Here is a 12,869-nt window from a genome sequence, read left to right on the forward strand (position 1 = left end):
CCGGCCCCCGCCCGCCCGTTCCGGAACGCCGTCACACCAGCCAGGCGCCCTCGCGCATCAGCAGCCGGCCCGCGAGCTCGTTCTCCTCCCGCCAGGTGCGCAGGGAGCGCGGATGGCAGCGGAAGAACAGCCACGCGGGGTTCCCGCGCGGGTCCCAGCCACCGGTGCGCGCGACGAACGCCTCACCCTCGCCGGGCCGCAGCTCCGCCTCCTCCACCGCCTCGGCGACCGCTTCGACCAGGACGACGTCGCGCGTGTGCCCCAGGCCCAGCGTGATCCGGCCCGCCCCGGCCAGCAGGTTGCGCGCCGTGGGGTTGGTGCGTCGGGTGCACAGCAGCACCGCGCCCCCGACGTAGGCGAACGACAGCGGCACCATGCACGGCGTGCCGTCCGGCGAGGCGGTGGCGGCCCACAGGTCGACGTCCTGCTCCAGCCGCGTCAGCGCGTCCTTCCTGCGCTGCGCGCCGTCGCGGGGCGGGGGCGGAGGGCTCGCTGTACTCGTCATGCCCCGGACGGTAGCCAGCCGGGCGGGTGCGGCGCATCGGGCCGTGGGCGTAGGTCCCGGGGCGGACGCCCCCGGGCGCGGCGGCGGACGCGCTCAGTCGCGTTCGAGCCAGCCGTCCCGCCGGGTGGCCAGTGCCTCCAGGCGGACCGGGTCGTACCGGGCGTCCGGGTCGGCCACGACGACCAGCCACTGGGCGTCCTCGGCGTCGTCCTCACCGGCGAGGGCGTCCCGCACGAGCTGGGGCTCGTGCGGCGGGTCGAGGGTGGCGGCCAGCTCCTCCGCCACCTCCTCGGCGCTGTCCCGGTCGGGCAGCACCAGCACGTGGTGTCCGTCGTTCACCGGGCCATTGTGCACGGCGCGGGCGCGAGCTCGGGTACGGGCGCGGGCGTGGGTGCGGGCGTGGGTGCGGGTACGGAGCCCGGACGTGGCCGCCGTGCGCCCGGCGCCGCCGTAGCGCGGAGACCGGAGCGGGTGCGGAACCCGGAGACTGTGCGGGACTGGGGCAGGTCCGGCACGAGGCGGGACGGGGCGGGGACCAGAACCGGACCGGAACGGAACCGGGGTCGGGGCCGGGGAACGGGCCGGGGTCGGGGGCGGGGTGGGCGCTGGGGTGGGGGTGTCGGCGGGGCGTGGGATGCTGGGCGGCGATGCCACCGAAAGCGAAGAAGCCCGCCGCGCAGGACCCGCTCGCGCCGTGCAGCCTCCTGGTCGGCCAGGAGGAGCTGCTGGTCGACCGCGCGGTGCGCGAGGTGATCGACGCCGCCCGGGCCGCCGACCCGGACACCGACGTGCGCGACCTGGCCCCGGGCCAGTTGCAGCCGGGGACGCTGGCGGAGCTGACCAGCCCGTCGCTGTTCGCCGAGCGCAAGGTCGTCGTGGTCCGGCAGGCGCAGGACCTGTCGGCGGACACGGTCAAGGACGTCAAGGCCTACCTCACCGCTCCCGCCGAGGAGATCGTCCTCGTGCTCACGCACGCGGGCGGCGCGAAGGGCAGGGGGCTGCTGGACGCGGCGCGCAAGGCGGGGGCCCGCGAGGTGGCGTGCGCCAAGCTGACCAGGCCGGCGGACCGGCTGGCCTTCGTGCGCGGCGAGTTCCGGGCCCACGGCCGCTCGGCCACCCCGGAGGCGAGCCAGGCGCTGGTCGACGCGATCGGCAGCGACCTGCGGGAGCTGGCCTCCGCCTGCGCGCAGCTCACCGCCGACGTGGAAGGCACCATCGACGCGTCCGTCGTGGGCCGCTACTACACCGGGCGGGCGGAGGCGTCCAGCTTCGCCGTGGCCGACCGGGCGGTGGAGGGCCGGGCCGCCGAGGCGCTGGAGACGCTGCGCTGGGCGCTGGCCACCGGCGTGGCACCGGTGCTCGTGACCAGCGCGCTCGCCCAGGGGGTGCGCGCGATCGGCAGGCTGGCCTCCGCCCCGGGCGGCATGCGCCCGGCCGACCTGGCCCGGGAGCTGGGCATGCCGCCGTGGAAGGTGGACCGGGTGCGGCAGCAGATGCGCGGCTGGAGCGCGGACGGGGTGGCCGCGGCCCTGCGGGCCGTCGCCGAGGCCGACGCCGCCGTCAAGGGCGCTGCCTACGACCCGGCGTACGCGCTGGAGAAGGCCGTCGTCACGATCGCGCGGGCGGCCCGCTCGCGGTAGGGCCGGTCACCTGTCACCGCCCCGAGGCGGTCACGGCGCCGTCGGCGGCGACGGCGAGCGCGCCGTGGGTGTCGGTGCGGAAGACGCGCGCGCCGGCGGCCCGCAGGGTGGCGAGCGTGGACGGGGCGGGGTGGCCGTAGTCGTTGCCCTCGCCGCAGCTCACGAGGGCGACGCGGGGAGCCAGCCGGTCGAGCAGCGCCGGGTGCTGGTGCGCGGAGCCGTGGTGGGCGACCTTGAGGACGTCCACCGCGGGCAGCGCGGGGTGGCGCGCCAGCAGACCCCGCTGGGCCGCCGGTTCCAGGTCGCCGGGGAGGAACACGGTCAGCCCCGCCGTGCGGAGCAGCAGGGTCACGCTGGCGTCGTTGGTGCCCAGCCCGGCCGCGCCGGTGGGCGGCCACAGCACCTCCCAGCGCAGCCCGTCACCCAGGCTCCGGCGCTCGCCGGGGCGGGCGGCCAGCAGCGGCACGCCCGCGGCCGACGCGACGCGGCGGACGAACGCCGCCTGGCCGCCGTCGTCGGCGCCCGCGGTGACCTGCACGGCGCCGACGGCCCGCCCCCGCAGCACCCCGGGCAGGCCGCGCACGTGGTCGGCGTGGAAGTGGGTGAGCACGACCAGGGCGACGCGCTCGACCCCCAGGCGGCGCAGGCACGCGTCCATCAGGGCCGGGTCCGGGCCCGCGTCCACGACCAGCGCGGTGCCCGGGCCCGCGGCGGCCACCAGCCCGTCGCCCTGGCCCACGTCGCACACGGCCAGCCGCCAGCCGGGCGGGGGCCAGCCGGTCAGGACGCGGGTGAGCGGAGCGGGCCGGAGCAGGGCGAGGACGAGGAGCAGCGCACCGGCCGCCGCGAGCCACGGCCGGGTGAGCGCCCGCCGGGCCACGGCGAGCACGAGCACCGTCGCCGCGGCCAGCAACGCGGCCCCGTACCATCCGCCCGGCCAGCCCAGTTCCGCCCCGGGCAGCCCCGCGCCGGTGCGGGCCACCAAGGCGATCCAGCGGGCCGGCCAGCTCGCGAGCCACAGCAGCCCCTCGGCCACCGGTATCGCCACCGGCGTCGCGACCAGCGCCGCCCAGCCCAGCACCGTCACCGGGGCGAGCGCCAGCTCGGCCGCCAGGTTGCACGGCACGCCCACCAGGCTGACCCGGGCGGCGAACACCGCCACCACCGGCGCGCACACCACCTGGGTGGCGCCCGCGACCGCGAGGGCCTCGGCCATCCGGGCCGGGACGGACCGGCGGCGCAGCGCACGGCTCCACCGGGGCGCGATCGTCAGCAGCGCCCCGGTGGCCAGGACGGACAGCAGGAAGCCGAAGGAGCGCGCCAGCGCGGGGTCGTGCAGGACGAGCAGGAGCGCGGCGGCCGCCAGCGCGGGCAGCAGGGAACGGCGTCTGCCGGTGGCGATGGCCAGGAGCGTCAACCCGCCGCAGACGGCCGCCCGCAGCACGCTGGGCTCGGGACGGCACACGGTGACGAAGGCCAGGATCAGCCCGCTGCCCAGCACGGCGGTGGCGCGCAGCGGCAGCCCGAGGCGCCCGGCCAGGCCGCCGCGTTCGGCGCGCGAGGCCGTACCCGGGGAGCCGATGAGCACGGCCAGGACGATGGCGAGCTGACTGCCGCTGACGACGATCATGTGGGTCATGTCGGCGGCCTCCACCGCCCGCGCCAGCTCGGCCGGGATGCGGGAGGCGTCCCCGATGACGAGCGCGGGCAGCAGGGCCCGGGCGTCGGGGTGCAGTCCGTCCGTGGCCGCGCGCAGGTCCGCCCGCAGCTCCCCGGCCCACCGGTGGACGGCGGTCGGCGGCGCGGTCACCCGGGGCGGCTCGCCTCCCGAGGGGCGCAGGACGGCGGTGAGGGTACCGGCCTGCCCGGGCTGGGGCGGGGCCGCCCGCGCCGCCAGGAGCAGTCGGGTGGAGGGCAGCAGCGCGAGCCACGGCCGTGGACCGGCCGTGGGCGTGACGACCAGCACGGGGCTGTCCACGGCCGTGGAACGCCCGTCGGAGGTGGTGACCCGGGTGGCGTCCGCGGGCAGGACCACCGGGCGCGGGCCGCCGTCCGGCCGCGGCCGGGCCAGCCGGGGGTCGCCGGTGAGTGTGACCTCCACGGTGACGTGCGCGTGCCGCTCGGCGGCCTGGGCCAGCGGCCCGCTCCGCACACCCGCGGTGTGCGTGCCCGCCACCGTGCCCCCGGCCGCGGCGCACAGCAGGCCGAGCGCGGCGGCGACGAGCAGGCCGCCCGCGCGCCGCCCCCGGGCGCGCGGGCGGCGCGCGAGGCCGTACAGCGCGAGCGCGAGCAGGCAGCAGCTTCCCACCCCGACGGCCACCCCGCGGAGCGGGGCACCCAGGGCGAGTGCCGCCGCGGCCCAGGCGGCCCCGGCGGGCGGCAGGAGCCGCAGGTCCGGCGGGCCCTCCTGGCGGGGGTCGGCCGCCCCGAGCCGGTGGCCGGAGAGCCGGTGCGCCACCGCCCGGCGCACCGCCGGGCGGGACGGCGCGCCCGTCACGGCGTGACACGGGATTCCAGCTCGGCGAACCGGCTCTCACCGATGCCCCGCACCTCCCGCAACTGGTCGACCGAGCGGAAGCCGCCCTGCTCGGTGCGGTGGTCGACGATCGCCTGGGCCAGCACGGGCCCGATCCCGGGCAGCGTGTCGAGCTGGGCGGCGGTGGCGGTGTTGAGGCTCACGGGGCCGGGCTCTTTGCCGCCCGGCGCCCCCAGGGCCGGTGGGGCGCCGGGCGGCGGGGTGACGTCGACGAGGAGGTGCTCGCCGTCGGTCAGCACGCGGGCGCGGTTGAGCCCGACCGTGTCGGCACCCGGCTCGACGCCGCCAGCCGCCGCCAGCGCGTCGGCCACCCGGGCTCCGGCCACCAGCCGGTGCACGCCCGGCTCCCGTACCCGGCCGGCCACGTCGACCAGGACATGGACCTGGTCGGCGCGTGGCGCCGGAGAAGCGCGTGGCCCGGGTTCGGGCGCCGCCGCCTCCCGGATCGCCGCCGGTGGTGCGGCGACGGGCTCCGGCCGCCCGTCCCACCACTGGTACCCCGCGAACCCGGCGGCCGCGAGGAGGACGCCGAGCAACGCCACCAGGCTCCTGGGCTCCACGGCGCACCGGCTGTGCACCCACACCGGCACCCGCGCCCGCCACCGGGCCACCGCCGACGCCCCCTCCCCCGTGCGCGCCGCCGACTCCCCCGCGCCCGCCGCGCCCCGCGCCGACTCCCAGCCGCCTCCGTGCACCGCGCCCCGCGCCGACTCCGGTTCGCCCCCGGGCGCCGGGTCTCCGGGCGCCTCACGCTCCCCGTCCGACGCCGAGCTCACCAGTGCCCCACGCTCCCCGTCCGACGCACGACGGCCCCGTGCCCCGACCTGCTCTCCGGACCCCGAGTACCGGGGCGACGCCCGCTCCCCCGCCGACACCGCGCCCGCGGACCGTTCCGGCTCCCCCACCGCCGCCGCGCCCACGGACGACCCGCGTTCCTCGCCCGTGGTCGGTCGATCGGCCAGCCCCCGCCTCCGTCCCGACGCCGGGGCCCGGGACGGCGCCCGCCCGGGGCTCGAACCGGCGCGCACGAACGCCCCGGGCTCACCCGGCGACTCAACGCTCGTGAACGCCCAGGACCCATCGTCCGGCGCCGGGTCTCCCGGCAGCCCGCGCGCCCCCGCCGACGCCGCGCCCTCGAACGGACTCGGCTCGCCCGCCGACGCCCGGGCGGCCAGGGGCTCGCGACCCGCCGTCGGCACGCCGGGGGCTGACGGCTCCCGCGCCGCCGGGCGCGTGCGCGTCGCGGACCACGGGTCGTCAGGCGGTTGCGGGTACGGGCGTGGCGTCCCGTCGGCGAGTGGTTCGGGCACCGGTGGCAGGGATCGGGATGCCGGGGAGCTGGGCGGCGGTGCGCCTGCCGGGGCCTCCGGCCGCCGGGCGGCACGGCTGCGCCGTACCGCCGCACGCGCCGCCTCGATGGCCTCCTGCCGGGCCGAGCGGGGCTCCGGCCCCGGCGGCGGGCTCGGCAGGCCGGGCCAGGACAGCGCCAACTGGCCAGGCTGCGCCCGTGGCCCGGCCAGCAGCGCGGTGGCGCGGGCTCGGGAGGCCGCCGCGCGGGCGGTGGCTCGGCCGGAGCGGGGACGGGCACCGCCTGCCCGGCGTCCGGGTGCGGTCGTCTCGGTGCGCGTACGAGGAGTCATGCGCCCGACGGTAGAAACTCCCCGGGCACTTCGGTGGACGAGCCGATTTCCGGTGGACAACCGGCCGGTTGTGGACAACTCGGTCACCCACACGAGGGGCGACGACCCCCGTCGGCGGGCCCGGGCGGACTGAACCGGCCAGCAACCCGGGCCGGCCCGGCCCCCGCACGCGCCAGGGACCCACGGCCAGTCGACCCGGCGACCGGCGCTGAGCACGCCCGCCCGTCACCCCGGTCAGCCCACCCGCCCAGGCACCCGGTCAGCAGGCCCGGCCCGCAGAGCCGGCCAAGAGGCCCGGTCAGCGAGCTCACCCGACGCCGAAGCGGCCGCCGGCCCCGGCTGTCGGCCCCGGCTGTCGGCCCCGGCCGGCGGACCGGCCGGGCGCTCGGCGCGTGGCCGACGGGGGCGGAACCGGGGCGCGCTCGACGCCCGTGTCACCCGGTCCGTCAGCGCGCGCTGACCACCGTCGCCAGGAGCCCGGGCCCGGTGTGCGCGCCGATGACGGCGCCGACCTCGCTGACGTGGAGTCCGACCAGCCCCGGCACGCGCTGCCGCAGCCGCTCCGCGAGCTGCTCGGCGCGCTCGGCCGCCGCCAGGTGGTGCACCGCCACGTCCACCGGCCCGCTCCCGGCGCGCACCACGGCCAGCTCCTCCAGCCGTGCGATCGCCCGGCTCGCGGTGCGGACCTTCTCCAGCGGCCCGATCCGCCCGTCCGCCAGCTCCAGCAGCGGCTTGACGGCCAGCGCCGAGCCCAGCAGGGCCTGGGCGGCGCCGATGCGGCCGCCGCGGCGCAGGTGTTCCAGCGTGTCGACGTAGAAGAACGCCGCGGTGCCCTCGGCCCGCTTCTCGGCGGCCGCCACCGCGTCGTCCAGGGAGCCGCCCGCCGCCACCGCGTCGGCGGCCGCCAGCGCGCAGAACCCGAGCGCCATGCCGACCATCCGGGAGTCCACCACCCGCACCGGCACCGGGGCGTCGGCTGCGGCCAGCAAGGCGGCGTCGTAGGTGCCGGAGAACTCGGCGGACAGGTGCAGGGAGACCACGCCTTCGGCCCCGGCCGCCGCGGCCTGCCGGTAGGCGTCCGCGAACACGCTCGGGCTGGGCCGGGACGTGGTCACGGGCCGGTGCCTGCGCAGTGCGTCGGCGAGCGAGCGGGCCGAGATCTCGTGGCCCTCCTCCAGCGGCTCGCCGTCGACCACGACCGTCAGCGGCACCGACGTGATGCGGTGCCGACGCAGCGCCTCCGGTGGGAGGTACGCCGTGGAGTCGGTGATGATCGCGACGTGTCGGGCCATGGCCGGGAGACTACTGGGTCGCCCGCTGACGGCTGAAGCCGCACGTCGCGGCCGGGCGTGGAGCCACGCCAGGGCCGTGCCTCAGGTGGCGTTGTGCGGCGGGGCGTCTTTCCGCAGGCCCAGCCCCTCACCGGGCCGCGGCGGTCGCAGGCCGCCGCCCGGCTGCCCCGGCCCCGACCCGTGCGCCGCTCCGGGCACCGGCCCGTGCCCGGGCCCCGGCGCGGCCACCGGTCCGCCCGCCGGGCCGCCCGCGAGTCCCCCCACGGGCCCGCCCGGCGGCACGCCGGGGGCGCCGTCGGTGGGGGCGCCCTGCGGCGGGTCCCAGTGGCGCAGGGCGCCGGACTCCAGGGCGATCTGCTCGCGCAGGCCGTCCAGTTCGTCCGCGTGGTGGCGGCGGGCCCGGTCCTGCGCGGCGAAGCGCAGCGAGTCGGCGGAGTGCCGGATCTCGGCGGTCCGCTCGCGCAGCTCGGGCAGGCGGGCGGCGACGCGGGCGCGGTCCGGCTCGTGGTCCATCAGCGCGCCCATCTCCCGGTCGAGCACGCGCGCGTGCTCGTGCAGCCGGTCGAGCAGGCCGATGGCCTCCTCGAGCGACGCGTCGCCGGTGCGGGCGGCGGCCAGCTCCTTGCGGGTGCTGTCGATGGACGTGCGCAGTTCGAGCCGGGTGCGGGCCAGCTCCCCGACGGGCCCGAACCGGGCGGAGCGGGCGCGCAGGGCCGTGGTGTCGACCGTGCGGCGCACCTCGGCGCTCGCGCGCTCCATGCCCCGGCCCACGGCGCGCACGGCCTTGGTCGTCGCGATCACGCCGAGCGTCACGAAGAGCAGGAGCAGCAGTGCTCCCACCGCCGCAGCGAACTCCATGGGACCGCCTCCGTCCGTCGCCTGCCGTCCGTCCTTCCCAGCGTAAGGGCTGCGGGCGCGGTGGGCGGGGCCTCGGACCCCGACCGCCCCCGCAGCCCGCCCCGTAGGGGGCGGTCCGCGCCGGGCCGTCCCCTACGCGGGGACGATGTTGACCAGCTTCGGCGCGCGGACGATCACCTTGCGCACGCCCGCGCCGCCCAGGGCCGCGACGACGGCCGGCTCGGCCAGCGCCAGCGCCTCCAGCTCCGCCTCCGGCACACCGGGCGCGACCTCCAGCCGGGCCCGCACCTTGCCCTTGACCTGCACCACGCAGGTCACCGTCTCGTCGACGACGTACGCCGGGTCGGCGACGGGGAAGGGGTGGTGCACGACGCTGTCCTCGTGGCCCAGCCGGCGCCACAGCTCCTCGGCGATGTGCGGAGCCAGCGGCGCGATCAGCAGCACCGCCGCCTCGGCTACCCGGCGCGGCACCCGGCGCACCTTGGTGACGTGGTTGTTCAGCTCGGTGATCTTGGCGATGGCGGTGTTGAACCGCAGGTTCGCCATGTCCTGGGTGACACCGTCGATCGCCTTGTGCAGCACGCGCAGGGTCTCCTCGTCCGGCTCCTCGTCGACGACGGTGACCGCCCCGCTCGCCTCGTCCACCACGTTGCGCCACAGCCGTTGCAGCAGCCGGTACTGCCCGACGACGGCCCGCGCGTCCCAGGGCCGGGAGACGTCCAGCGGGCCCATGGCCAGCTCGTACAGGCGCAGCGTGTCGGCACCGTAGTCGGTGCAGATCTCGTCCGGGGTGACGGCGTTCTTCAGGGACTTGCCCATCTTGCCCAGCTCCCGCGTGACGGGCCGGCCGTCGTGCCGGAAGACGCCGTCGCGCTCCTCGACCTCGGCGGCGGGCACCGGGAAGCCGCGGGAGTCCCGGTAGACGTAGGCCTGGATCATGCCCTGGTTGTAGAGCTTGTGGAAGGGCTCGCGGGAGGAGACGTGCCCCAGGTCGAACAGCACCTTCGACCAGAAGCGGGCGTACAGCAGGTGCAGCACGGCGTGCTCGGCGCCGCCGACGTACAGGTCCACACCGCCGTGGGGCGCGCCCTCGCGCGGGCCCATCCAGTAGCGCTCGATCTCCGGGTCCACCAGCCGGCGGTCGTTGTGCGGGTCCAGGTAGCGCAGTTCGTACCAGCAGGAACCGGCCCAGTTGGGCATGGTGTTGGTCTCGCGCCGGTAGCGCCGGGGACCGTCGCCCAGGTCCAGGGTGACGTTGACCCAGTCCTCGTTGCGGGACAGGGGCGTCTCCGGTGAGGTGTCGGCGTCCTCGGGGTCGAAGGTGCGGGGCGCGTAGTCCTCCACCTCCGGCAGCTCCAGCGGCAGCATCGACTCCGGCAGGGGGTGCGCGATGCCGTCCTCGTCGTAGACGATCGGGAACGGCTCGCCCCAGTAGCGCTGGCGGCTGAACAGCCAGTCGCGCAGCCGGTAGTTGACGGTGCCCTCACCGATGCCGCGCTCGGCCAGCCACCGGGTGATCTCCGCCTTGGCGTCGGGCACGGCCAGCCCGTCCAGCGAGACGTCCTCGCCACGGGAGTTGACCAGCTTCGCCTCGTGGGAGTCGAAGGCGTCCGTCCAGGCGGCGGTGTCCGTGCCGCGTCCGTCCGTGGGCTCGACGACGCAGCGGATCGGCAGCTCGAAGGCGCGGGCGAAGGCGAAGTCGCGGCCGTCGTGGGCGGGGACGGCCATGATGGCGCCGGTGCCGTAGCCCATCAGCACGTAGTCGGCGATGAACACGGGCACGCGCTCGCCGCTGACCGGGTTGGTGGCGTACACGCCGGTGAAGACGCCGGTCTTGTCCTTGGCGTCGGCCTGCCGCTCGACGTCCGACTTGGCCGCCGCCTGGGCGCGGTAGGCCGCGACGGCCTCGGCGGGCGTGGCGTGGCCGCCGGTCCACGCGGGGCGGGTGCCCTCGGGCCAGGACGGCGGCACCACCTCGCCGACCAGCGGGTGCTCGGGCGCCAACACCATGTAGGTGGCGCCGAACAGGGTGTCCTGGCGGGTGGTGAAGACGGTGATCTTCCGGCCCGCGTCGCCGACCGGGAAGTCGACCCGGGCGCCCTCGCTGCGTCCGATCCAGTTGCGCTGCTGGAGCTTGATGGCCTCCGGCCAGTCCAGGCCGTCCAGGTCGTTCAGCAGGCGTTCGGCGTAGGCGGTGATGCGCATGTTCCACTGCCGCAGCTTCGCCTTGTACACGGGGAAGTTGCCGCGCTCGGAGCGCCCGTCGGCGGTGACCTCCTCGTTGGCCAGCACGGTGCCCAGGCCCGGGCACCAGTTGACCGGCGCGTCGGAGGCGTAGGCCAGCCGGTACTCGCCCAGCAGGTCGGCGCGCCCGGCGGCGTCCAGCTCCGCCCACGGGGCCCGGTCCCCGGGCGTGGGCCGCTCACCGCTCTCGAACTGCTTGACCAGGTCGTCGACGGGACGCGCGCGCCCGGCGTCCTCGTCGTACCAGGAGTTGAAGATCTGCAGGAAGATCCACTGGGTCCACCGGTAGTAGCCGGGGTCGATCGTGGCGAAGGACCGGCGCTGGTCGTGCCCCAGCCCGAGGCGGCGCAGTTGCGCCTTCATGTTGACGATGTTCGCCTCGGTGGACGTGCGCGGGTGCGTGCCCGTCTGCACGGCGTACTGCTCGGCGGGCAGGCCGAAGGCGTCGAAGCCCAGGGTGTGCAGGACGTTGTGCCCGGTCATCCGCTGGAAGCGGGCGAAGACGTCGGTGGCGATGTACCCCAGCGGATGCCCGACGTGCAGCCCGGCGCCGGACGGGTAGGGGAACATGTCCATGATGAACTGCTTCGGACGGGCCGCCAGCTCCGGGTCGCCGGCCAGGTCGCCGGTCGGGTTGGGCGCCTGGTACGTGCCGTGCCGCTCCCAGAAGTCCTGCCACCGCGCCTCGATGTCGGCTGCCAGGGCGGCCGTGTAGCGATGGGGGGCCGCGTTCTCGGGGGCGGTCGGGGTGGTCTGGCTCATGTCCTCAGGGCTCCATCGTCTCGTCTCTGCCTGCCGAAATGAAAAATCCCCTCACGTCAGGAGGGGGTAGCCGCGCGGTCGGCCCGCGAAGGGGCCGGACTCAGCGCGGCCGGCCAAGCAGAAGGCGTACGGCACGCATGGGGTCAGGGTAGCGCAAGCGGTGCACGGCACTCGGCCGGGTGCGACGGGGTTCCGGCGTCCGGAGGGGCGCGGCTCGCCAGGCCGCGAACCGGGACGCGGGGACGCCGGGAAGCGGGAGGGACGGCACGCCGCACGAGCCCCCGGAGCGCGGCGCGGCGGTCCCGGACCGCACCGTGGCGGGCCCCGGAGCGGGAGGGACCGGTGCGGGAGGGACCGGTGCGCCACCGGCGCGGAGGGCCCGCGGTCCCCGGCCGGTGCCGCGCGCCGCCGCACCGGGTGGGCGCGACCAGGACCGCGGGGCGGCCCACCGCGCGGGTGAAAGGAGCGGCACCGCGCGGGCGGAGTACAGCGGGAAACGGACGAGGGCGAAGTGCTCGCGCCTGGCGCGGTGCACTTCGCCCTCGTACCCGGTGGAGCTAAGGAGAATCGAACTCCTGACCTCTTGCATGCCATGCAAGCGCTCTACCAACTGAGCTATAGCCCCGGGTGGTCCCCCGCGGGTTTCCCCCGCGGCGGCGTCGCCTACTCTACACGGCCCGGCACACGGCTTGCCAAATCCGTTCCCGGCCGGGCGGACCCGGGCGACCGGCCGCCCTCAGACCGTCACGAACGAGTAGAACCGCTTGAGCGTGCAGTGCTCTTCCAGCAGACGGCCGTAGATGGGCTCGCCCTCCAGCTCCCGGTACGTCTCGATCGGGTCGCCGACGATGATGAGCGCCCGCGCGCACTCCACGCACCAGTACTGGTAGCGCGCGTTCAGGGGCTCCATGTCGCGCACGATGGGCGTGCCGCTGCCGCACCAGTCGCACTTCCTGCTGTGTGCGCCCACGTCAGTTCCCACCCGCCTCGGCTGTGGCCACGGCCCGGGTCGGCGCGGGCGGGGTTATGGTCTGCGTGGAAGCGAGCTGGCCCTCGCGTGAGCGGTGGATGCGCCTGGGCACCGCGGCGTCCCTCCCCTTTCGGGCTGTTCCCCCTGCTGCGCGGAATTCTGCCACGTCCCCGCCGTGTGCAGCAGACCACGAGCGGGCGACACACGCCGAGGGCGACCCCGCACCGCGCTGCCGCGGAGCGAGATCGCCCTCGTCACTGTGGAGCTAAGGAGAATCGAACTCCTGACCTCTTGCATGCCATGCAAGCGCTCTACCAACTGAGCTATAGCCCCGTGTCACTGGCTTTCCGAACCGGTGTCGGCCGCGCCGTGAACGAGAAGAACTGTACCTGGTGACCTGCCCGAACACGAAATCCGCCCGG

Annotated in this window: 9 protein-coding genes and 2 tRNA genes; 1 reads left to right on the forward strand and 10 read right to left on the reverse strand. The window is 76.8% G+C overall.

The genetic code is table 11. The features are described from left to right. Nucleotides 1-31: 31 nt before the first annotated feature. Nucleotides 32-505 (reverse strand): pyridoxamine 5'-phosphate oxidase family protein, encoded by a 474-nt coding sequence (locus tag OSB71_RS13430; RefSeq protein ID WP_265947929.1) that lies wholly within the window; start codon nucleotides 503-505, stop codon nucleotides 32-34. Between the two features lie 93 nt (nucleotides 506-598). Then, nucleotides 599-844 carry a hypothetical protein gene (locus OSB71_RS13435; protein WP_265947931.1) on the reverse strand — a complete coding sequence of 82 codons (246 nt, stop codon included), beginning with the start codon at nucleotides 842-844 and terminating at the stop codon, nucleotides 599-601. A 308-nt stretch (nucleotides 845-1,152) separates the two neighbouring features. Between OSB71_RS13435 and holA the strand changes: the two genes are divergently transcribed. Then, nucleotides 1,153-2,145, forward strand: coding sequence for a DNA polymerase III subunit delta (gene holA, locus OSB71_RS13440; RefSeq protein WP_265947933.1), 993 nt, complete (start codon nucleotides 1,153-1,155; stop codon nucleotides 2,143-2,145). 13 nt (nucleotides 2,146-2,158) lie between these two features. Here the strand turns inward: holA and OSB71_RS13445 are convergent, their stop codons facing one another. The 8 genes from OSB71_RS13445 to OSB71_RS13480 form a co-directional block, all read right to left on the reverse strand. Beyond that, nucleotides 2,159-4,642, reverse strand: a complete 2,484-nt coding sequence (locus tag OSB71_RS13445) for a ComEC/Rec2 family competence protein (protein WP_323055282.1) — start codon at nucleotides 4,640-4,642, stop codon at nucleotides 2,159-2,161. Continuing rightward, the gene (locus OSB71_RS13450; protein WP_265947935.1) at nucleotides 4,639-5,457 is read right to left on the reverse strand and encodes a ComEA family DNA-binding protein; all 819 of its coding nucleotides are present in this window, start codon (nucleotides 5,455-5,457) and stop codon (nucleotides 4,639-4,641) included. Before OSB71_RS13450 ends, OSB71_RS13445 begins: the two co-directional genes overlap by 4 nt. A gap of 1,310 nt (nucleotides 5,458-6,767) precedes the next feature. Further along, a complete protein-coding gene (locus OSB71_RS13455) occupies nucleotides 6,768-7,613 on the reverse strand; it encodes a DegV family protein (protein WP_265947937.1) in 846 nt (281 codons plus the stop codon). Nucleotides 7,614-7,694: 81 nt separating this feature from the next. Next, a complete protein-coding gene (locus OSB71_RS13460) occupies nucleotides 7,695-8,471 on the reverse strand; it encodes a hypothetical protein (protein ID WP_265947939.1) in 777 nt (258 codons plus the stop codon). Between the two features lie 132 nt (nucleotides 8,472-8,603). Further along, nucleotides 8,604-11,477 carry a leucine--tRNA ligase gene (gene leuS, locus OSB71_RS13465; RefSeq protein WP_265947941.1) on the reverse strand — a complete coding sequence of 958 codons (2,874 nt, stop codon included), beginning with the start codon at nucleotides 11,475-11,477 and terminating at the stop codon, nucleotides 8,604-8,606. Nucleotides 11,478-12,029: 552 nt separating this feature from the next. Further along, nucleotides 12,030-12,102, reverse strand: a tRNA-Ala gene (locus OSB71_RS13470). Between the two features lie 111 nt (nucleotides 12,103-12,213). Beyond that, nucleotides 12,214-12,447, reverse strand: a complete 234-nt coding sequence (locus OSB71_RS13475) for a hypothetical protein (protein WP_265947943.1) — start codon at nucleotides 12,445-12,447, stop codon at nucleotides 12,214-12,216. A 260-nt stretch (nucleotides 12,448-12,707) separates the two neighbouring features. Then, nucleotides 12,708-12,780: transfer RNA gene (locus tag OSB71_RS13480), tRNA-Ala, on the reverse strand. Between the last annotated feature and the right edge of the window lie 89 nt (nucleotides 12,781-12,869).

This window comes from Streptomyces marinisediminis (assembly GCF_026262575.1).
Taxonomy (GTDB): Bacteria; Actinomycetota; Actinomycetes; order Streptomycetales; family Streptomycetaceae; genus Streptomyces; species Streptomyces marinisediminis.

Excerpts from the sequence above, each read along its gene's own strand:
- OSB71_RS13455 (WP_265947937.1), bottom strand. The coding sequence starts at position 7,613 with ATGGCCCGACACGTCGCGATCATCACCGACTCCACGGCGTACCTCCCA.
- holA (WP_265947933.1), top strand. The coding sequence starts at position 1,153 with ATGCCACCGAAAGCGAAGAAGCCCGCCGCGCAGGACCCGCTCGCGCCG.
- leuS (WP_265947941.1), bottom strand. The coding sequence starts at position 11,477 with ATGAGCCAGACCACCCCGACCGCCCCCGAGAACGCGGCCCCCCATCGC.
- OSB71_RS13430 (WP_265947929.1), bottom strand. The coding sequence starts at position 505 with ATGACGAGTACAGCGAGCCCTCCGCCCCCGCCCCGCGACGGCGCGCAG.
- OSB71_RS13460 (WP_265947939.1), bottom strand. The coding sequence starts at position 8,471 with ATGGAGTTCGCTGCGGCGGTGGGAGCACTGCTGCTCCTGCTCTTCGTG.